We start from the raw sequence: 19,800 nt of genomic DNA, 5'->3' as shown, positions 1-19,800 counted from the left end.
ATCGCGAAGCTCGACGCGCTGACCCGCCGCCGCGGCGCGGAGACGAGGCCGAGCTCGGCGGGCTCGCCGCCGGCGGGGGTGCCGACCGGAGCCGGCGCGTCGACCGGGGCGGGCGCGACGGACGGGGCCGCGTCGCCGACGACGCGGGCGGCGTCGCCGGGCGCCAGGCGCCGGACGGGGGGAGGGGTCGTGTCGGTCATGAGAGCTTCCGGGCGCGGCGCCTGACGACGTCGACACCGACGTTGAGCAGGAGCACGATGATCAGGAGGACGAACGCCGCGGCGTAGGCCTTCTCGGGCTGGTTGCCCTCGCCGGTCGGGGCGTTGGAGTAGACGTAGCTCGTCAGCGTCGAGCCGGTGCCGCTGAGCACGTTGTAGCCGCCGGGTCCGTCGCCGCTGTCCATCTGCAGCGTTGCGCCGAGCAGGATCACGATGATCGCGGTGTCGCCGATCGTCCGGCCGATGCCGAGCATCGTGCCGGTGACGATCGACGGTCGCGCGGTCGGCAGCAGGATCCGCCGGATCGTCGCGGCCTTCGTCTTGCCGACGCCGTAGGACGCCTCGCGGACGTGGCCGGGGATCGCCTGCAGGCCCTCGCGGGTGGCGCCGACGATCAGCGGCAGCGCGACGAGCGAGAGCATCGCGCCGGCGGCGAAGAACGACCGGCCGAAGACGACGCCGTCGTCGGTCGTGCGGCTGAGGAACCCGAGCGCGGGGTGCGAGAACAGCAGCGTCCCGAAGAGCGCCAGCACGATGCTCGGGGTGCCCGCGATCATCTCGACGCCGGACTCGACGGAGCGCGCCAGCGGGTAGGGCCGGCCGTACTCGCTGAGCCACACGGCGACGGCGATTCCGACGGGCAGCGCGATCGCGATGGCGATCCCGGACACGAGGAACGTGCCGATCAGCGGGTCGAGGAAGCCGCCGGTGTCGGCCTGGGTGAAGCCCGCGGTCGGGCGGGAGAACAGCAGCTCCGGCCGGACGTAGCGCGCGCCCTGGACGAGCATGAAGCCGACGATCGCGACGGTCACGGCGCAGAACGCCAGGCCGAGCGCCCAGCAGATCGCCAGGCCGATCCGGTCGGTCAGGCGCCAGGTCGAGCTGGACTCCCGCGCGTCGCGGTGGGCGGCGCGCGGGGGCTCGCCCGGCCCGGGCGCGTCGCCGGCGGACGGCGGGACCGGCGGTGCGACGGTGCTCACGAGCGCACCCCGTACTTCTTCATCGGCTGCTTGGCGAGGTGCCCGGCGAGCGACAGGAGCGCCGCGGACACGAGCAGCACCGAGGCGATCGCGAACAGCGTCGACGACATCGGCGGGTTCGAGAGGTCCTCGGAGTTGGAGATGATCGTCGCCGCCAGGGGTCGCGACGGCTCGACGAAGAAGAGCAGCCCGTCGAGCGGGTTGGGCGCGAAGCCGACGGACCCGGAGACCATCGCGAGCATCACGGCCTCGCCGAGGGCGCGGGCCGTCGCCAGGACGGTCCCGGCCACCAGGGCGGGGCGCGCGGTGCGCACGGCGATCTTCCAGAACGTCCGCCAGCGGTTGACGCCGAGGGCGAGCGAGCCCTCGAGCCAGGTCTGGGGCACCGAGCGCAGGCCCTCGGAGAAGATCGCGATCATCAGCGGCGCGATCATCACGGTGAGGATCAGGACGGCCGCCAGGAGGCTGAACCCGGTCAGCGGGATCTGGAACGCGACGGACGCCTTCTGCCCCTCCGAGATGAGGTGGTTGCCGATGAACGGCGTGATCACGAGGACGCCGATCAGCCCGTAGACGACGGACGGGACGCTCGCGAGCAGCCGGATCAGCGGGTCCAGCACGGCCCGCATCCGCGGCGGCGCGAACTCGACCGCGAACACCGCGACGAACAGCGACGTGACGAACGCGATGACGACCGCGCCCCCGGTGATGAGGATCGTGCTCCAGATCAGCGGCCAGGCGTGGAAGGTCCACGTGAAGTCGCTGTCCTTCGTGCCGGACTGGCCGGACAGGGAGATCTGCCGGATCTGCTCGTCGACGTCGCCGCCGGGGCCGAACCACGCCAGCCCGTTGTGCTGGAAGGACGGCCACGCGCGGTGGAGGACCACCACGAGCATGCCGGCGATCACGACGAGCACCCCGCAGACCAGGGCGCCGAGCAGGATGCCGACGCGCCGGTCCGACCAGCGGGGTGGTCGCTCCTCGTGATGAGGGGCGACGGAGACCACTACTTCTTCTTGTTGAAGGCGGGGACGGCGCCCGACTTCGTCAGGACCTTGCCGGCGGCCGCGCTCGTGCGGACCCAGTCCACGAACTTCTGGACGTTCTTGTTCGGGTTCGTCGTCGGGAGGACGAAGAAGATGAAGCGCGTCAGCGGGTAGGTCTGGTTGCCGATCGTCTTCGCGGACGGGGCGATGCCGTTGATCTTCAGCACGCGCTCCTTCTTCGTGACCCAGGCCAGGCCGTGGTAGCCGATGGCGGCCTGGTCCTTGGCGACCGCGTTGGCGACGAGGCCGTCGGAGAGGAACGGCGTGACGCGCGAGGCCGGGGCCGCGCCGCCGAGCACCGCGGTGTTGAAGAACTGGTACTGACCGCCGTTGCTGTCGCGGCCGAAGGCCGAGATCGTGCTGGTCAGGCCCGAGCCCGCGACGGAGGACCAGTTGGTCGCCACGCCGGAGTAGATGTCCTTCAGCTGCGGGAGCCCGATGGACGTCAGCTTGTTGGCGGGGTTGGTCGCGACGACCATGCCGTCGAGGAAGCCCTTGACGTACGTCGTGCCGGCGTCGCTGGGGAGCGGCGTGCGGGCCTGGCCGGCGAACTGGCTCTTGCCCTGCTGCACGTCCTTGACCCCGACGTTCCCACCATTTGCTGTGTACACGAAGCGCACGTTGGGGTGCTCGGTGCGGTAGGCCTTGAACAGGGAGAGGAAGTACGGCTGGGCGGCGACGGAGCCTGAGCCGATCAGCGTGACCTTCTTGGCCTTGGCGGCCGAGGCCTGGGAGGGGACGACGGCGAGCGTGGCGGTGACGGCCAGCGCGGCCAGTGTACGAGGCTTCATTGTGGGGTGCATCCTTTTCGATTCGGGTCGGTGCGAGCCGACGGCGGATGCATAGTAGGGAAATCGAATGGGAATTGCCCAAATACAAAAACCAGGGTGCGAAAACGCGAACTCTGAGACACGGAAAACGTGAACCGGAATGGGAAATCCGGCTCAGCGAATATACGACATACGAGCGTTTACGCGCCATCTTGTTTAAAACAGGGAATTTCATGTCAGGCTTCACGTAATCGTGCCGCGCACGATCGGCGGGCACCGTCCGCCGCGTTCGATCCACAACGGAGTCCCCGTGCCCAAGACCCCGGCCGCCCTCGCGGCCCTCGCCCTCACCGTCGGTGCCGTCGTGCTGACCCAGGCTCCAGCCGCGTCCGCCGACTGCGCTCCCGGCTACGTGACGACGAAGACGAGCTGCGTCAAGATCCCGCTCCCGTCGGGCACGGACGTGACGCGATCAGTGGCCGCGGACGTCCAGCCGTTCCTCGACGCCGTCGGCGGCCAGCGCTTCCTGCACGCCGGCAACCGCCTCGTCCGCATCGGGTCGACGGCGCCCGGCACGTACGCGGTGCGGGTCACGGCGTCGACCACCGTGCCGACGCTCGTCTTCACGGCCGACCGCGTCGTCACGGGCACGACGAGCAAGTCCGTCGGCCTGCGGATCAAGCTGACGCCCGAGGGTCGCGCCTACCTGCGCCGCCGCACGGCGCAGAAGGTCCGGCAGGTCACCCTCGGCATCGACGTCACCTACCAGGCGCCGACCCCGCCGGCGACGGCCGCCGGCCCCGGCGTGGCCCCGGCGCCGGTCACCACGACGGTCGACGTGGACCTCGACCTGGGCTGAGTCGCGGCCTTCCGCGGGGGCCGCCCGGGGCCGGGCGGGCCCCCCGGGAGGGCGACCTGCGCGCCCCCCACGCGGTCCCCCAGTCGGTGGATGGTCCCCGGGGGCCGGCGCCTCTTCGGCCGCGCGGACGACGACGAGCGGGCCGAGGAGCGTGCCCGGCGACGCCGGTCAGATCGCCTTGCCGGGGTTCATCGTCCCGGCGGGGTCCCACGCGTCCTTGATCGCGCGGCCCAGGGCGCGGGCGTCGCCGAGCTCCGCGTCGAGGTGGTCGACCTTCAAGAGGCCGATCCCGTGCTCGCCCGACACGGTGCCGCCGAGCTCCAGCGCGAGCGCGACGATCGCGTCGAACGCCGCCCGGGCACGGCGGACCTGGTCGGTGTCGCGCTGGTCGTAGACGACGGTCGGGTGCATGTTGCCGTCGCCGGCGTGCCCGAACGTGCCGATCAGGACGCCGTGCTCGCGCGCGATCTCCTGCACGCCGGTCAGGAGGCGCGGGATCCGGGGGACCGGCACGGCGACGTCGTCCAGGAGCGTCGCGCCCCGGCGCTCCAGCGCGGGGTAGGCGAGCTGGCGGGCGACCGTCACCATCCGGCCCTCGTCCGGGTCGTCGGTGACGACCGACAGCGTCGCGCCGGCGGCGTCGCAGAGCTCCTGGATCAGCGCGATCTCGCGCGCCCCGGCCTCGTGGCCCGCGTCGGAGCGCGCGAAGAGGACGGCCTCGACGTCCTCCTCGTAGCCCAGCGGCTCGAGCGCCTGGACGGCCGCGAGGGTCGTGCGGTCCAGCAGCTCGAGCATCGACGGGCGGGCGCGCCGGACGATCGCGACGACCGCGTCGCCGGCGGCCTCGACGGACGGGAACGTCGCCGCGAGAGTGCTGCTCGGCGGCGGCGCGGGCAGCAGCCGCAGGGTCGCCTCGGTGACGATCCCGAGCGTGCCCTCGGACCCGCAGACCAGCCCGGCGAGGTCGTAGCCCGCCACGCCCTTGCGGGTCCGGTGACCGACGCGCACGGTCCGGCCGTCCGCGAGCACGACCTCGCAGGTCAGGAGGGCGTCGCGCGTCACGCCGTACTTGACGCAACAGAGCCCGCCGGCGTTCGTCGCGATGTTGCCGCCGATGGTGGAGAACTCGCGGCTGGCGGGATCGGGCGCGTAGAACAGCCCGGCCGCGCGCGCCGCGTCGCCGAGGACGGCGTTGACGACGCCCGGCTGGACCGTGGCGGTCAGTCCCTCGGCGTCGAGCTCGACGATCTCGGTCATGCGCTCCAGCGAGACCACGACGCAGCCGTCGATCGCGTTGGCCCCGCCGCTGAGCCCCGAGCCGGCGCCGCGGGGCACGACCGGGACGCCGTGCCGCGCCGCCGCACGCACGGCGGCCTGCACCTGCCCGGTGCTGGTCGGCCGGACGAGCGCGGCGGGCACGCCCGCGGGCAGCAGCCCCGGCGCGGCCTGGTCGCGGCGGTACGCCTCCAGCACGTCGGCGTCGACGACGACGTCACCGGCCGCGGCCAGATCGTCGAGCAGGGCGGTCGGAGGCGACACGGAGGAGCTCATCGCGCGGTCCGCAGGTAGAGGTCGCGGACGTGGTCCCGGACGAGCCGCTCCGCGTCCTCGGCCCGCCCGTCGTCGACCGCGTCGAGGATCGCCGCGTGCTCGCGGCGCAGGCGCGCCAGCTCGTCGTCCGGGTCCGGCAGCCGGTGCAGCGCGACGCGCAGGTGCTCGGACACCGATGCACGGACGGCGAGCATCACGAGCCGCAGCGCGCCGTTGCCCGACGCGTCCGCGAGCGCCAGGTGGAACGCGACGTCGGCGACCTCGAAGCGGTCGACGTCGTCGCCCGCCTCGTCCATCGCCCGCAGCGCCGTGCGCGCCGCCGACAGGTCCGGGGGCGGGCTCCGGACGGCCGCGGCGGCGCACGCGGCGCCCTCCAGCGCCCGCCGCAGCTCGATCAGGTCGCCGAGCGGCACCTGGCCGAGCTTCAGCAGCGCGGTGAAGGCGTCCCCGACGGGGCCGGCGGAGAGGACGTCCGCCGCGGTGACGCGCAGCGGGGCGGTCGGGCCGGCCGCGACGACCAGGCCCTGCGCCTGCAGCGCGCGCAGCGCCTCGCGCACGGTGGTGCGGCCGACGCCGAAGCGGGCGCAGAGCTCGCGCTCCGACGGCAGCACGTGCCCGGCGCCCAAGTCGCCGTCGAGGATCGCGGCGCGCAGCTGGCCGGCCACCTGCTCGTAGACCGGTCGGCGCACGACCTCCTGGAACGACATGTCGCGCAGCATAGACCACTTGTCTGCTGGTCAGACAAGCTAGGATGCTTCCGCCATGACCGCCACCTCGTTCGTGCACACCTGCGTCCGCGTCCTGGATCCCGACGCCGCGCTCCGCTTCTACGGGCTCCTGGGCTTTCAGGAGCGCGGCCGGCTGAACTTCGACAGCGCCTACAACGTGTACCTCGGCCTGCCGGGCGGCGAGGACACGCTGGAGCTGACGGTCAACGTCGGGCGGACCGAGCCCTACGACCTCGGCGACGGCTACAACCACATCGCCCTGACGGTTCCGGACATCCACGCGGCCCTCGCCGGGCTCGCCGAGCACGGGCACCACCCGGAGAAGCCGGCGTTCCACCCGGGCGGCCGCGAGGACCTGCCGCTGATCGCCTTCGTCACCGACCCGGACGGGTACCGGATCGAGCTGATCGACGGCGCGACGTTCCCGACCCCGCAGGACGGGCCGCACCCCTCGATCGCGGGCTGACCTCGGCCCGCGCCGACGGTCGGGCCCCGTCGCACCGCGCGGCATGGCCCGCCCGACCGCGCGGCGTGGCGTGGCCCGCCACCGCGGCGCGGCCCGCGAGCGCCGCCTACGTCGCGCTGGGGTCGTAGGCGAACGGGTCGTACGGCAGGTCCGGGTGGCCGCCCGGCGCGTCCAGCGGGTAGGTGCGCAGCTCGGCGGTCTGCTGGTCGAAGGCGACGGCGCGATCGAGCGTGTACTCCTGGTCGGCCGGGATCGACGCGCGCAGCTCCGACAGCTGCCGCGAGACGAAGCCCATCGCGGTCATCGTCTGGATGCGCGTGGCGAACAGCTCGCGGCCGACGTGCAGCGCGTTGTCGCGCAGCGCCTCGGCCAGCGTCGGCGGCAGGTCGTCGATCCCGGCGACGTCCTCCTTCGCCCAGCGCGCGAGCTCGTTCACGGAGCGGTCGACGATCGCCACCCGCGAGTAGAAGCCGTAGAAGAGCTGGTGCAGCGCGTCGGGCCGGTCCGCCGCCGGCAGCCCCTGGGCGAACGACCGCAGGCTCGACTCCAGCGTGGGCGGCTCGCCGGCGTGGGCGGGGGCGGCGTGCTCGTGCGTGGTCGACATGCGCGCGAGCCTCCCAGCGGCCGCGGGCCCGGTCAAAGAACACGGGTTCTCTCCCGTCGCGCCGCCGCGGGCCCGGGGTCCTCCGCGTCGCGACGGACGGTCGTCGCGGCACAGCGGCGGATCGTCGTGTTCGTGCCGTACGTCCGGCTACGTGGCGCGCATCCACTTGCATGACGCACGCGGCTCTGCGTAGGGTGACTTCGTCGCCGCTTACTTCTCGTTTACCCGAGGAGTGATGGGCGCAGATCCCCCCCCGTCCCCCGTTCCCAGGAGGCGCCCTGTGCGTCCTTCACCCCTTGTCGTCGCTGCCGTCTTCGGTGGCGTGTCCGTCGCGGGCGTCGCGTCCGCGGCCGCTCCGCGGCCGTCCTCGTCCGGGCCGCAACCGCCGCGGCTCTCCGTGCAGCTCGGGGAGAACATGAACCGGGCGTTCCGGGAGACCGGGACGCCGAACCCGCCGCGGCGGTCGACGCCGCCGAAGCGCTCGAAGGAGGAGCTCGAGCGGTTCGAACGCTCCCGAACCGCGTACCGGGGCCGTACGACCGCCGCCGCGGTGCGGAAGCAGATCGGGACGCGGTCGCCGGCGCTGGTGTCGACAGGTGCTGTGGTGCCGAAGGCGAGCGAGATCGACGAGGTGATCGGCCAGAACGCGATCCGGGTCCGCGGCAAGGACGGCAGGGCGGAGGGCGTGATGCTCTCGAGCCTGCCGCTGGCCCAGAACACGGGCGACGACCCCAACGACCCGAAGTGGAAGGTCGCCGACCTCGCGTTCGACGAGAACGCCGGCCGTTTCCAGGTCAAGCGGCCGCTCGTTCCGGTCTCTGCCCCCAAGACTGCGGGCGGGTCGCTGCTGATCGGCAACCTGGCGGTGCGCCTGGCGCCCAAGGGATCAGGGGCCGAGGGTGTCGCGTCGGGTGAGAACGTGGTCTACCCGGACGAGTCGCGGGATCGAGATCTGCTCGTCAGGGCGTTGCCGATCGGGGCCTCCATTGCGGCCAGCCTCAGAAGTCCGCTTGCTGACCGGTCGATCTCGATGCCCCTGGATCTGCAGAAGGGCGAGAAGCTCGTCAAGGACGCGGGCGGGTCGGCGAAGATCGTGGACGACCAGGACCGGACGGTGGGTGCGGTCTCGATCGCGACCGCCAGGGACGCGGACGGCCAGTCGGTCCCGATGACCACGAAGGTCGACGAAGCGGCGTCGACGATCACCTACACCGTCGACCCGGATCCGGACGAGACGGCTTGGCCAATCAACCTGGATCCGGACCTGTTTTACGATGTGAACTGGCGGACGGGGTCGACGAACTACGACGGCTGGTTCAACCTCAGCACCCCCAGGGGCAACGCGGCGCAGCCGTTTCAGTACTTCCAGAGCGCGGAGAACCTGCCGACCTCGCAAGGCGGCCTGGGGATCTTCACCCCGGCGAGCACGAACTACCAGCAGATCCAGCCCGGCGTCTTCGGCGAGGCCGGCGCGTGGGGCCGCTTCGCCCCGGGTGACCCGGACGCGCCGGGCACGATCGAGGCCGGGACGGGCCGCAAGCTGTCCAGCGAGCACGCGATCTGGTACCGCTTCGACGCCGGCTCGCTGGTCTTCGGGTACGTGCCGACGGTCTGGTACCACGCCTCCAACTACCTGCGGCCGCGGATCGGGTTCCTCGACCGCGACGGCAACGCCGACACGAGCTCGCACTGGCAGGAGCAGACCGGCACGAACACGTGGGGTGCGGAGAACCCCGGGTACGTCAACGATCTGGGCAACGGCACCAACGGCGCGTCGGGCCGGATCTACCTCACCAACCCCGACAATCCGGACTCCGGGTCGATCGCGTCCAAGACCGACAACATCATCGGTGTCGGCCTCGTCGACCAGGTCGGCGACGCCGGCGGCTGGTGGCCGGACCGCCCGTCGACGTCACTGGCGATGGGCTGGTACCGCGCCTACGCCGTCGACGCGGTCGACCCGACCCTCACGGTCACCGGCCTGCCGACCGGCTGGGTCGACGCGCTGCCCAGCGTCAAGGTCAGCTCCGTCGACCACGGCGTCGGCGTCCAGCGAATCGGGCTGCGCGACGACTTCGGCAACGTCCTCTCCCAGGTCAACGAGGACTGCCCACTGACCGCGAACAAGGTCTGCACCTGGAACGTCGACAACCAGGACCTCCCGATCCCCGACCTCGGCGAAGGGATCCGCACCGGCAACATCGTCGCGCTGGACGCCGGGGGCCGCTACAAGGCCCAGAACGTCCAGATCCAGCTCGACAGCAGCGCGCCGGACCTCACGCTCGCGGGGGATCTCTTCACCCAGCGCGACACCGAGATCGGCCCGACCGAACCCCGGGCGCTGACGATCAACACCGCCGACGGCAACCCCTCCGGGGCACCGGCAGAGCAACGATCCGGCGTCCAACGTGTTGAGGTCTATGTGGACGACGATCTCGTGCATAGCGTCGACCAGACCGTCGCCGGCGACAGCCAGCCGCTGAACACGAGCTGGACCCCGCCCGCCGGGACCTTCACCGCCGGCGACTACGTGGTCCGGGTCGTCACGACCGACCGTCTCGGTCACGAGAAGGACGCCCAGTTCACCGTCCACGCACCATGCTGCGGCCAGCCGCTCACGGATCAGGACATCGACGCCGGCGCCCGCGCGTATCGCTTTGGTGACTTCAACGGCGACGGCGCCGCGGACGTCGTGCTCGTCGACACGTCTTCCGGCGCAGCGACCGTGCGCCTGGGAACCGGTGACGGCACCTTCGGACCCGCAGCAGGGTGGGGAACGCTCGGCGACGCGGTGCAGCGGACTGCAGTCGGCGACTACAACGGTGACGGGCGTGCCGATCTGGTCGGCCAGACATCATCCGGAACGCTGCTGCGCGTGGACTCCAACGGGACGGCGTTTGTTGCACCTCCGGACGTCACGGCCAGTTCCACCGAGTCGAACTGGCCTGCATCCCGTTCGCTGCAGATGGCCGACATCGACGGTGACGGTTTCACCGACCTGTGGGGCGTCGACGCCTCCACCCGAGTGCTGTGGGTTGCGGAGGGCACGGACCTCGGCTTCCTGCCCGCTCGGGATCTCCTGACGATCCCGGGAACGCGCGACGTCGACGTCGCGGATCTCGACGGCGATGGCGCCGGAGACCTGTTGACCTACGAACCCTCCGACGGCGTCGTCCGGTTCCGACCGGCGCTCGAGGACGAGATCGGCTTCGACGCGTCGCAGACGTGGGGCACCGGGCCGCAGGACGCGCAGCTGACCTTCGGAGACGTCAACCGCGATCGCCTCGAGGACATCGTCTTCCGCGTCGCGCAGAGCGGCGAGCCCGACCGGGTGTTCGCTCGGGCCAGCAGCATCGAGGGTGGTTTCGCCCCCGGCGACATCGAGTTGGGCACGATCGCCCAGCCGTTCGCGATCACATCGCACGACCTCGATGCCGACGGGCGCAGCGACGTCGTCGGAACACGGTTGAACGGCACGACGCTGGAAGTGCGCTCGACCGCGTCGCGTGCACCGGGACTCGAGCAGGACCTGCCATTCCCCGACGACCTCCCCGAGGACGAGGATGATACGGACAGTGCACCGTCAGCCCGCGCGACGGCGGCAGCCGCCAACGATGGCGTGACCCTCACGCCGGCGGAGATCAGTGCTCAAGACGATCGCAACCTGCTGTGGAAGCGCGACATCGGCGCCACACCGGTCAGCGACGTGCTCGACCAGCTGAAGCATTTGGGAGTCACCAAACTGCGGATCTTCGTGTGGTGGGGCCAGGTCGACCGGCTGCACCCGGACGCGATGACGACGCCCGTCGTCGAGGGCGACCCTCCGACTCAGACGCCAACTGACCGCATCACGCTGTCCACCTATCCGGACGGAACGACCCCCAAGCCTTACCCGACCGTGCCCGCCGGGATCGCATTCGACGACACGCAGCTGAACCCGGCCGGCGCGCCTTCCGGCGCTGCGGCCAAGCGGGTCGAGCAGCGTTGGCTGTGGGGCCCCTACGACGACCTGATCAAACTCGCGCACCAGCGAGACATGACGGTACACGTCACGCTGTCGGGCGCCACTTGGTCGTCCTACACCGAATGCGACAGCGCCGCGCTGCAGACTCTCGGGACCTATGCACCCCGCGGATGCGTCGGCAGCGGAGCCGGCGGTGGCCAGTTCGCGCAGAGCGCCGAGCACTACCGCCCGACGGGATGGAACCCGCGGCCGCAGGACTACCGACATTTCGTGCAGGAGGCTGTTTCGCACTTCAAGACACTGCCGGACGGCGCAGGCGCGGCTGTGACCTCGGTGGGACTGTGGAACGAGCCCAACGCCACGCTAAAGGGGAAGCCGTCGCGGTACCTCGCTATCACGGACGAAGAGCCCGGCGGTGCGCTGCGAATCCATCCGAGTCTCTCGAACAGTAGCCCGTCGTTCATGCGCACATCAGACGAGACCGTGGCGGTTGACGGCCTAGGACGCAACAGCGCAGAGCGCTACGGCGAACTCTACGCGGCCGGGTACGCGGGAGCGAAGGCGGCAAGCCCGCAGATCAAGGTCGCGTTCGGCGAAGTCACGCCGAAGACCAACTCGTTCAACGGCGGCTCCGGGAAGACAACCCCACACAACTGGGTACGCCAGGCCCTGAATCGCGCGAAGGCTCGCTGGACCGCGGAGGGCAACCCCGGTGCCGTCCCGATCACGGACGCGTTCGCGGTGCACCCGTACCAGCCCAAGAAGGCGCCGTGGGAAGCGTCGCCTGACGACCCCTACGGTGTGAACGGGGTGACCGGAAAGGTCCGAACCAACGGCAACATGTCGTTGCGCCGACGCCTCGACCGCTACGCGAAGGACCTGAAGATCCTCTCGTCGCGCTCGACGGCCGCCGGGACTGCAGGAAGCCGTCCGCCGATCTGGGCCACGGAGTTTGGATACTACAACTACAATCCGAACAGCGCCAAGGGTGTCGGAACTGACTCGCATGCCGAGATCGAGCGAGTGCGCTGGATCCGCGATGCCCCGAGCGCGGGATCGAAGAAGCGCGGCACCCTGCAAAGCCTCATCACAGACGGCAAGGTCCGCATGGTCAACTTTTGGAACGTGATCGAGCGGCCCCCAGCCATGCGCGGAGCGCCGCCGCTGGCAAGCCGAGGGTCGGACCAGGACACCGGATTCCTCGGGTCGGTCCCCCGCACGATGAGTCCGGGAGTCGAGAACGCGGAGTGGGCCTATCCCGGACCGGTGCTCGCGGTACGCGGTTCGCGAGGCTACGGACGCCAGGCGGGTTCGCTGAGCCTCAATCATCCACAGTCTCGGTTGCTTGGATGCGAGATCCGCAAGTGGATCACCGACAAGGCACACCGAAACGCGAAGGCCTACACCGCTGCTGCGACGCCGATGGCAGGCCAGCGGGCGTGCCCGAAACTGGGAGGCTGACCGGTGAACATCAGGGGCTGCCGCAGCGTGGTTGTTGCCGGGTTGGCGGCCGGGGCTGCCATGGGAGTCGCGTCCCCGGTGCAGGCACGGTCTGGGTTCGTCCTGAACGACGCCGTCGGGCCTGATTCCTACGGGCCCAGGGTGGCGCTCGCTGAGGGACGAGTGTGGACTACGCGGGTGGTCTGGCGCTCGAGTGTCGGGGCGACTGCGGAAGTGCGCTCGCGATCTCTCGCGGGAGGTCGTGGCCGCGTGTGGCGAGTCGCTCCGCCAGCACCTCCGACTCCCGAGGGCACAGACACCGCGTCCTGGAGCTACGTCACGACCGATGGCCCGATAGTCGGCGACGGCAGGCTCTTCCTGCGGACGACGCGGTGCGCATTTCGCGACAGCGGCTCTCCGTGCGCCCCTGACGGGCAGCTGGTGCTCGATACGCGGACCGGTCACACGGTTGAGAGCGGAGCAGCGCCCACCGGACGAGTGCAGGGGCCGCGACCGGTGCGGGCTGTGCCTGGGCCGATCGTTGGCGATCGCCGGACGGTGACGCGGTTGGAGGACGCGGTGTCGGGACGGGTGCTGCCCTGGGTCCCGCCCGCAGCGCAGGTACAAGCCGCGGGACGCTACGTCGCAGAGGGTCCCGGGCTCGCGCGCAGTGGCGACTTCTCGGGGGTTCGCGACGTCATCGAGGTGCGCGAGCTGTCCTCGGGGCGGGTGCGCTACCGGGTGTCGGTGGGCCGGATCGCCGGGGCGCTGACGGTCGGGCGCAGCCGCGACCGCGACGTCGTCGAGCAGCTGACGCTGCGGCCAGACGGATCGTTGGGCGTGTGGGGAACGCTGGCGCGCGCTGGTCGGGCGCGCGCCGTGTACGTGGATCCGCGTGGGCGGGTCCGCTACGCGTCGCGACCCGTAGACCGGGCGAAGGTCGTCGCGACGCTGCCCACGTCCCGCCGAACGGTGGTCCGCCTCGACGCGCGCCGGTGCCGCGGGGTATGGGTCACCGACGCGACAGGCAAGCGCGGGCATCGCTTGGATCGCGAGGCCGCCGGGCGGCTGCGTCCTCCGCCGACCCTGCCGGAGCTCTTCAACGGCCGCACCGCGACGTGGGACGGCGGCTCGCTAACCGAGCCTGACAACCGCGCAGTGCGGTCGCGTGACGTGCTCGTGCGCACCCGCTTGGATCGCGAACGACTGTCCTCACGGCATGCCCCGCGATGCCCGTGAGGCTCTCGTCCAACGAACGTGTGAAGCGGCGCAGCGCGCCAGTCGACAGTGGCAACCTGGTCGACGGAGCTATGGCCGGGGCCCGGCCACCGGTTCGACGGGCTACAACCACCCCCGGTCCCGAGGCCGGGTACGCCCGGTACGGCGGGCTGCAATGGCCCCAGACGCGCGTCCTGGGCTGGGCGATCTGGCAGTACGGTGGCGCGTCTCCGAAGACCGCGCCCAATGGTGAGACCTGCACCAAGAAGACCAGCACGGACTACAAGTGACCATGAGCATGCACCGGATGTGGGGTGTGGCGACCGGTGTGATGGTCGGGGCGCTCGCTATCGGGGTCGGCGGCGCATCGGCGGCGTCGTGGCGCGCGTCGATCGATACGCCGTTTCCGGCGTTCGCGTCGAACACCTCTGGTTCCGATTCGCCGCACACGGTGGTCGCTGACGGGCACGTGTGGTGGCTGAGCTACGGCGGGCGATACCGCTCGCCGACGTATCCGGTGATGTTGCGCTCGCGGTCGCTGGGCAGCGGGACGACCCGAAAGCTGCGACTCGACACGGTCGCGCTAACGCATCCCGCTCCCGCGGTCGATGCCGTCGGGAGGACGACCGAGTTTCCGCAGCCCAGCGTTCAGCAGTTCAAGGTTCGAGACGGCCGCGTCTACGTGATCGGCGGCTGGGGGCCCGGCCCAGGCACCGACGGGCCCGGGGCGGACCAGACGTTCTACGCGGCGTTCTCGACGGAGACCGGCAAGCCCGTTCTCGATCAGCCGATCCGGGTGTCGGAAGGTGGTGGGTTCGGGCGGCGCTTCATCGACGGCGACCCGGCCGTCCTGGCGCTGGAGACCTCCAGTGCGGTGGCGTCCGGACCGTCGCTGGATCCTGCCATGTTCGCGGCGCTGCCGGTCGATGCTGCTGACGTCCGAGAGGTCGCCGGACGGTTCGCGTTGTCCCTCGCACCGACTGACCGGCACGACGATACGCAGATCCGGGGCACTGGGACCGCGACGGTCAGGGATCTGAGGACCGGAAAGACGCGCTACCGGGTTACGGCCCGGACGATCGCCGACGCCGCCGGTGGGGAGCTCAAGCGTCAGAGTCGGCTTGAACCCCGACGGCTCCCTGAGCACCACGGTCAACGCACGCGGCGCTCGGCCGTTGCGGGCCGTGGTCGTCGACTCGTCTGGGCGGGTCCGGCGGGTCGGCCGGCCGCTTCGTCGCGTGGGCTCGATCGCGGCGGTCCGCAACGGGCATCTGTGGCAAGCGAAGCGCCGGTGACGTTGCCCGCGCCGACGACGCCGTCCGCTTGCAGGCGAGGACCCGAACACCTTGCAATGTGGAGGCTGAGCACATGGGCACGATGACGCGGTCGCGATCGGCTGTCGTGGTCGTGGCGCTGTCTTGGGCGGCCCTGGTGGGCGCTCCGGACGCGGTCGCGAACTCGTGGTCTGTCGGCCTGCAGGGGAGCGCGTTGACGCTGCCGGAGTCCGGCGGGGGCGTGTTCGTCGACCGTGGTCGCGTGTGGTGGTTGACGAGCTCTGTGGTTCGTCGGCCCGGCGGCACCACGGAGGTCGGGATGCGGTACGAGCTGCGATCTCGTCCGCTTCGCGGAGGTCCGACGCGCCGGACCGGGCTGGCGGTCACCGCGCCCGCTGACGCTGCGTACCCGCGTTTCGTGGCGTCGCAGGTCGTCGTCAGCGACGGCGGTGCAGCGATCAGCGGGCAGTGGTCAGAGCCCCTCGACCCGGGATCCGGTGCGGTACCGCGTCGCTTGCCCACGGCCCAGTTGCTTGTCTTCGACGCCACCTCCGGGGCGCCGCGCAGCACCGCAGAGTACGACTCCACCAGCTCCGGCCTGGTCTTCGGCCCGACGCCCGTGTTCGGTCGCCGTCAGACCGCGGACGGCGCGGCGTCGTTGGTCAATCCGATCACCGGGCAGGCACTCGCATCGAACGTCCCGGGCCGCAGCGCCTTCGCAGCCGGCCACCGGCTCCTGGACTTCTCCACCACCAAGGGTATCCCGGCACGGGAATGGTCCAAGGGCGCGGGGACGCTCACCGTCACCGACCTGAAGACCGGTCGGCAGCGCTACCGGCTCACCGCAACGCAGGCCCTTCGTGGTGCCGATGCCCCACGCCGCACGACCACGGATCCGCGGCTCCAGGTCGACGGCTCGCTCGCGCTGCTCCTCACACCTGCATCGAGGACCGGCACCTACCGGCCGGCGTGGGTGGACTCGCGTGGACGGAGCCGCCACGCCAACGTCTGGATCCACGATGTCCAGGGCATCTCGACGACCGCGGCGCACCATCGTGTCCTGGTGAGCGTCTCGCGGTCGGTGCGCGGAAGAGCAGGAGCGCGGTCTTGCAGCGCACTGTGGCTGGGAACCCCCAGCGGAAAGCGTTGGCGCAGACTCGATGACCGACGGACGCGGTTCGATGGCTCGCTCGATGTCGTGTCCTGGGAGAACGATCGGCTGGTCATCCGCCTCACGACCGCGCGCCGACCGGCGGACCGGGTACGCGTCATCGACCGTCCGGGAAGCCTGGACCTGTCGCGCACGGCTCGTCCCACGTGCTGAACCCGAACGACGACGGAAGCCCGAACCCGAGCAGCCTCAGGATCCCTGAGCCGCGACCGGACGACCCGAACACGCCCGACGTCAACGAGTCGACTTGCAACCAGCCGTGATGCTCCGGCGAACCCTCTGGATCGTCGTCGTCACGGTCACCGCGTCGAGCGTGCTGGCGGCTTCGTCCTCGGCGTCGATGAGCATCGACAGCGCGAGCTCGTCCCGCCCGCTGACGGCTCGCTGCGGATCGACGTGGATCACCGACCCGACGGGCAAGAAGAGCGGCCGTCGCCTCTCGTCGCCGACGCAAGGCCGCGCACGGCACGGCCTTCCGGTGGACTGGGACGGACGCACGGCCGTGTGGACCTACCCGACCCCGGAAAGCGCGGTCCGCGGCAACACGATGGGCCTGGACCGCCATCTCAACGAGCTGCGGTTGTCATCGCGAGACCTGCCGCGTTGCGCTGCTTCCGAGTGACGACCCGGCGCTGAACCATCCGGAATCCCTGTTCGCGAATCCGGCCAGCGATCCGTCGGCGTGGCCGGATGGCGTGCCGGCGGCCCTCCCCGACACCGCGTGCCCGTGAACGGTGCATGATGCGTAGCGTGCGAGTGCTCCTCCAGCCGCGGCGGCGACGGGTCGTGGTCGCGATGGCAGCCGGCCTGTTGACGGTGCTGGTGCCGTCGGTCGCGTCGGGAGCGCCGCGCGCCCGGGGGTTCGAGATCCCGGCCCCCACCGGATGGCACGTGGCCGACGAGCCGCAGCAGGTCGCGGGCCGGGTGACCGTCTCCGACGGCCGCGTCTGGATCGCGCGGGTCAAGGGCAAGCGGGAGTCCGTCGCGACCGGCGGCGGAATCCTCGAGGTCATCTCCCGCCGCCTCACCGGCGGCGGAGAGCGCCGTTGGCAGCAGAAGCTCCCCGTCGATGGTGACCCGAGCGTGCTCGCTGACGTGGTGGTGGACGCGATCGCCGAGAGCAAAGGGCGACTGTACGTTGAGGTCTTCCGCTGCGCACCGCCGCACGAGACCGATAGCCCCGACCTCGATCCCGGCACGCCCTGTGAGGGCACCGGGCCACGGATGTTCACGTTCGATGCCGCGACCGGAGCCCCGCTGGCCGCTACCCCTCCCGATGGGACGCATCGCGTGGTGCCCGTACAGGGCGGCGGGACGTTGCTGAACCTGTTGCCGCCGTTCGACCCGACCGCGACCGATCGAATTGGCACGTTGACCGATCCCCTCACGGGCCAGGCGCTTCCCGGCCCGAGCCGCGCGAGCCTGCGACTGCCCCCCACGGCGGCCGGCCCCTTCTACACGACGTGGCCGATGTCGGGCGATACGACAGACTTCGCCGTAGTCGATACCAGATCAGGCGCCATCGATCATCGGGTGTCTGTGGCGTCGTACTACGCCAAGACCGGTGTGCGGTGGGCACCTGATTCGGACATGGAGGTCCTCTCGACCCTGCAGCCGGACGGGTCGATCGCGCTGGCCGCGCAGCCGGTCGAGCTGCCGTTGTTTCATCGCGGCCTCTACGCGGCGTTTGTTGACCGCTCCGGACACGCGCGCCGGATCGGCGGGAAGTTCCGGGCGGCCTACCGGGTCTCGGCGATCGCGGCGGCCAGCCGAGCGATCGTCGCGTCGGAGGGCGGCACGGTACGGCGCAAGGGCCGCACCGTTCGACCGTGCTCGGGGGTCTGGCTGAGTACCTTGTCCGGCTCGCGGGGCGCAGAGATCAGCGGCACCGGGAAGCTCGAGGTGTCCGGCGCCCCGTACTACTGGGATGGCACGACGGGGGTCTGGGAGCGCCGCCGCGGCAAGGGCCGCTACGACATCGTCGTACGCCGCCTGTCCGGCACGACGCTCCACCGGGCCGATCGTCCCCGATGCACCACGCGCTGAGGACTGTGCGGTCGAGAGCGAGGCGCTGATGGAGCCCGACGATGGCCGGAAGCGTCGTCTGCCCGTGTGCGCCTCGATTCTCGCCTCGATCTCCGCAATGCGGCGCCCCATGCCTGACAACACACTGAACCACCCGACGAATCGGTGCGTGGCCTGCAAGGCGGTAGCGACTTGGAGTTTCCGCTTGGCATCAGCCGCGCGTCTCGACCGACGGGGCCCTCCCGAACTGCCTATGACGCAGCGGAACCTCAGCGTTGGTCGTCGTCTGCTGTCCGCACTCGTTGCGGCGGCCGCGCTGCTCGTCGGCCTCGTGACGACCTCGCCGGCCGGGGCGTGGACCAGTTCGTCGTATCTCGGCGGCGTGGTGCACGACGGCCGGGTCTGGAATGCGACGATCCCGGACGGCGACGGTCAGCCCATCCTGCTGCGATCTCGTCCGATCGACGGCGGGCCCGGTCGTCTGCTGCGGATTCCACTCCCGCCGCAGCCGACCGACGGCCAGCATGCTCCGTACCCGTACGTCGAGCTCCCGCGGTTTCGCGGAACGACGGCCTTTCTCCAGGTGCGCTGGTGCGACAACGCCCCGGAGCGCTCCTGCACCGGTGCGGTCATCGAGACCGTCGACGCCACCACGGGGGCGGTGACCGGCGTGATCCAGGGCGAGATGGCGGCCACCCACGACACGACCGCCTACCTCTACGGGGCCGTGACACCCAACGGGCGCACGTTCCTGCTCGATCCGTTGGACGGCACCCGTGCTGGGGTCCTGCCGAGCCACAGCGCGGCGACCGCCGTTGTTCGTGGTCGGTTCGTGCTGACGACCTCCGGCGGCGACCGGTGGGTCGACGAGAGCTACCGACGCGGCTCCGGCGCCAGCACGGTTCAGGTGTTCGATCTCAGCACCGGCAGCCGGCGGTTCGCCGTCTCCGCCCGCCGGATCGCTACCGCCGCGGGACCGCATGCCCAGATCACCGGGCTGGATCTCATGGATGACGGCTCCATCGGCGTGCGAACCACGCGCACCCGCAAGAGCGCCACCCTGCGACCGGTCTACGTCACGCCTCCCGGCCGCGTTCGAGCGCTGCGCCACCCGGTACGTGGCGCCGCGTACGTCCTTACCGCCCCGAGTCGTCATCGCGTCCTCGTCGGCGTCGATGACGAGCGCTCCTCGACCACGAGCTGCTCCGCAACATGGCTGACGGACGACCGCGGAACGCGCGCCCGACGGCTCTTCTTCGCCCTCGGCGCGGCGAGCGACTTCCCGGCCTCCTGGGACGGCGACAACGCGACATGGCCGGCATTCGCACGCCGTACCGACGGTCACCTCACCACCCGCTTCCGGCTAGAGCCCGACCTCCGTACCCGTCACCTCAACGCCACGACCCTCCCCGCATGCACCGCCCGACGCTGACCCGAGGAGGACGTCAGGCCGCACGGTGGGCCGCCCGGCAGAAGTCTGAACCCG

The 19,800-nt window shown here is 71.1% G+C and carries 15 protein-coding genes; 8 read left to right on the top strand and 7 right to left on the bottom strand.

Going from position 1 to position 19,800, the window contains the following annotated elements; genetic code table 11:
* Positions 1-196 precede the first annotated feature (196 nt).
* The 3 genes from pstA to AB0L40_RS06120 are packed head-to-tail and all read right to left on the bottom strand — an operon-like array spanning position 197 to position 3,035.
* Positions 197-1,198 (bottom strand): phosphate ABC transporter permease PstA, encoded by a 1,002-nt coding sequence (gene pstA, locus AB0L40_RS06130; RefSeq protein ID WP_364350754.1) that lies wholly within the window; start codon positions 1,196-1,198, stop codon positions 197-199.
* Positions 1,195-2,205, bottom strand: coding sequence for a phosphate ABC transporter permease subunit PstC (gene pstC / locus AB0L40_RS06125; protein ID WP_364350751.1), 1,011 nt, complete (start codon positions 2,203-2,205; stop codon positions 1,195-1,197). Before pstC ends, pstA begins: the two co-directional genes overlap by 4 nt.
* Positions 2,205-3,035, bottom strand: a complete 831-nt coding sequence (locus AB0L40_RS06120) for a substrate-binding domain-containing protein (protein WP_364350748.1) — start codon at positions 3,033-3,035, stop codon at positions 2,205-2,207. The genes pstC and AB0L40_RS06120 overlap by 1 nt, the downstream gene beginning before the upstream one ends.
* Before the next feature lie 289 nt (positions 3,036-3,324).
* Between AB0L40_RS06120 and AB0L40_RS06115 the strand changes: the two genes are divergently transcribed.
* A complete protein-coding gene (locus AB0L40_RS06115) occupies positions 3,325-3,873 on the top strand; it encodes a hypothetical protein (protein WP_364350745.1) in 549 nt (182 codons plus the stop codon).
* A 168-nt stretch (positions 3,874-4,041) separates the two neighbouring features.
* Here the strand turns inward: AB0L40_RS06115 and AB0L40_RS06110 are convergent, their stop codons facing one another.
* Positions 4,042-5,412, bottom strand: coding sequence for an FAD-linked oxidase C-terminal domain-containing protein (locus tag AB0L40_RS06110; protein WP_364350742.1), 1,371 nt, complete (start codon positions 5,410-5,412; stop codon positions 4,042-4,044).
* Between the two features lie 8 nt (positions 5,413-5,420).
* On the bottom strand, positions 5,421-6,131 hold the full coding sequence (locus AB0L40_RS06105) for a FadR/GntR family transcriptional regulator (protein WP_364350739.1): 711 nt from the start codon (positions 6,129-6,131) through the stop codon (positions 5,421-5,423).
* A 55-nt stretch (positions 6,132-6,186) separates the two neighbouring features.
* Here AB0L40_RS06105 and AB0L40_RS06100 point away from each other — a divergent pair, with 55 nt between their 5' ends.
* Positions 6,187-6,618 (top strand): VOC family protein, encoded by a 432-nt coding sequence (locus AB0L40_RS06100; RefSeq protein WP_364350736.1) that lies wholly within the window; start codon positions 6,187-6,189, stop codon positions 6,616-6,618.
* A 106-nt stretch (positions 6,619-6,724) separates the two neighbouring features.
* Here the strand turns inward: AB0L40_RS06100 and AB0L40_RS06095 are convergent, their stop codons facing one another.
* Positions 6,725-7,222 carry a hypothetical protein gene (locus AB0L40_RS06095; RefSeq protein WP_364350733.1) on the bottom strand — a complete coding sequence of 166 codons (498 nt, stop codon included), beginning with the start codon at positions 7,220-7,222 and terminating at the stop codon, positions 6,725-6,727.
* Positions 7,223-7,619: 397 nt separating this feature from the next.
* On the opposite strand from AB0L40_RS06095, the gene AB0L40_RS06090 reads away from it, so the two are divergent.
* The 4 genes from AB0L40_RS06090 to AB0L40_RS06075 all read left to right on the top strand — a co-directional run bounded on the left by AB0L40_RS06090 (position 7,620) and on the right by AB0L40_RS06075 (position 16,442).
* Positions 7,620-12,647, top strand: a complete 5,028-nt coding sequence (locus AB0L40_RS06090) for a VCBS repeat-containing protein (protein ID WP_364350730.1) — start codon at positions 7,620-7,622, stop codon at positions 12,645-12,647.
* A gap of 546 nt (positions 12,648-13,193) precedes the next feature.
* Entirely contained in the window at positions 13,194-13,865 is a 672-nt protein-coding gene (locus AB0L40_RS06085) for a hypothetical protein (protein WP_364350728.1), read from the top strand.
* 271 nt (positions 13,866-14,136) lie between these two features.
* Positions 14,137-15,225 (top strand): hypothetical protein, encoded by a 1,089-nt coding sequence (locus tag AB0L40_RS06080; RefSeq protein WP_364350725.1) that lies wholly within the window; start codon positions 14,137-14,139, stop codon positions 15,223-15,225.
* Entirely contained in the window at positions 15,213-16,442 is a 1,230-nt protein-coding gene (locus AB0L40_RS06075; RefSeq protein WP_364350722.1) for a hypothetical protein, read from the top strand. The genes AB0L40_RS06080 and AB0L40_RS06075 overlap by 13 nt, the downstream gene beginning before the upstream one ends.
* Positions 16,443-16,523: 81 nt before the next feature.
* Here the strand turns inward: AB0L40_RS06075 and AB0L40_RS06070 are convergent, their stop codons facing one another.
* Positions 16,524-16,694, bottom strand: a complete 171-nt coding sequence (locus AB0L40_RS06070) for a hypothetical protein (protein WP_364350719.1) — start codon at positions 16,692-16,694, stop codon at positions 16,524-16,526.
* 345 nt (positions 16,695-17,039) lie between these two features.
* Here AB0L40_RS06070 and AB0L40_RS06065 point away from each other — a divergent pair, with 345 nt between their 5' ends.
* Together AB0L40_RS06065 and AB0L40_RS06060 are read left to right on the top strand one after the other, a co-directional pair.
* Positions 17,040-18,335, top strand: a complete 1,296-nt coding sequence (locus AB0L40_RS06065; RefSeq protein ID WP_364350716.1) for a hypothetical protein — start codon at positions 17,040-17,042, stop codon at positions 18,333-18,335.
* 28 nt (positions 18,336-18,363) lie between these two features.
* Positions 18,364-19,746: a hypothetical protein gene (locus AB0L40_RS06060; protein ID WP_364350713.1), complete on the top strand. Its 1,383-nt coding sequence runs from the start codon at positions 18,364-18,366 to the stop codon at positions 19,744-19,746.
* The last annotated feature ends 54 nt before the right edge of the window (positions 19,747-19,800 follow it).

This window comes from Patulibacter sp. NPDC049589 (assembly GCF_040675535.1).
Taxonomy (GTDB): Bacteria; Actinomycetota; Thermoleophilia; order Solirubrobacterales; family Solirubrobacteraceae; genus Patulibacter.
The sequence above is the reverse complement of the archived record's forward strand: the minus strand, read 5'-3'. Positions and strand labels throughout refer to the sequence as shown.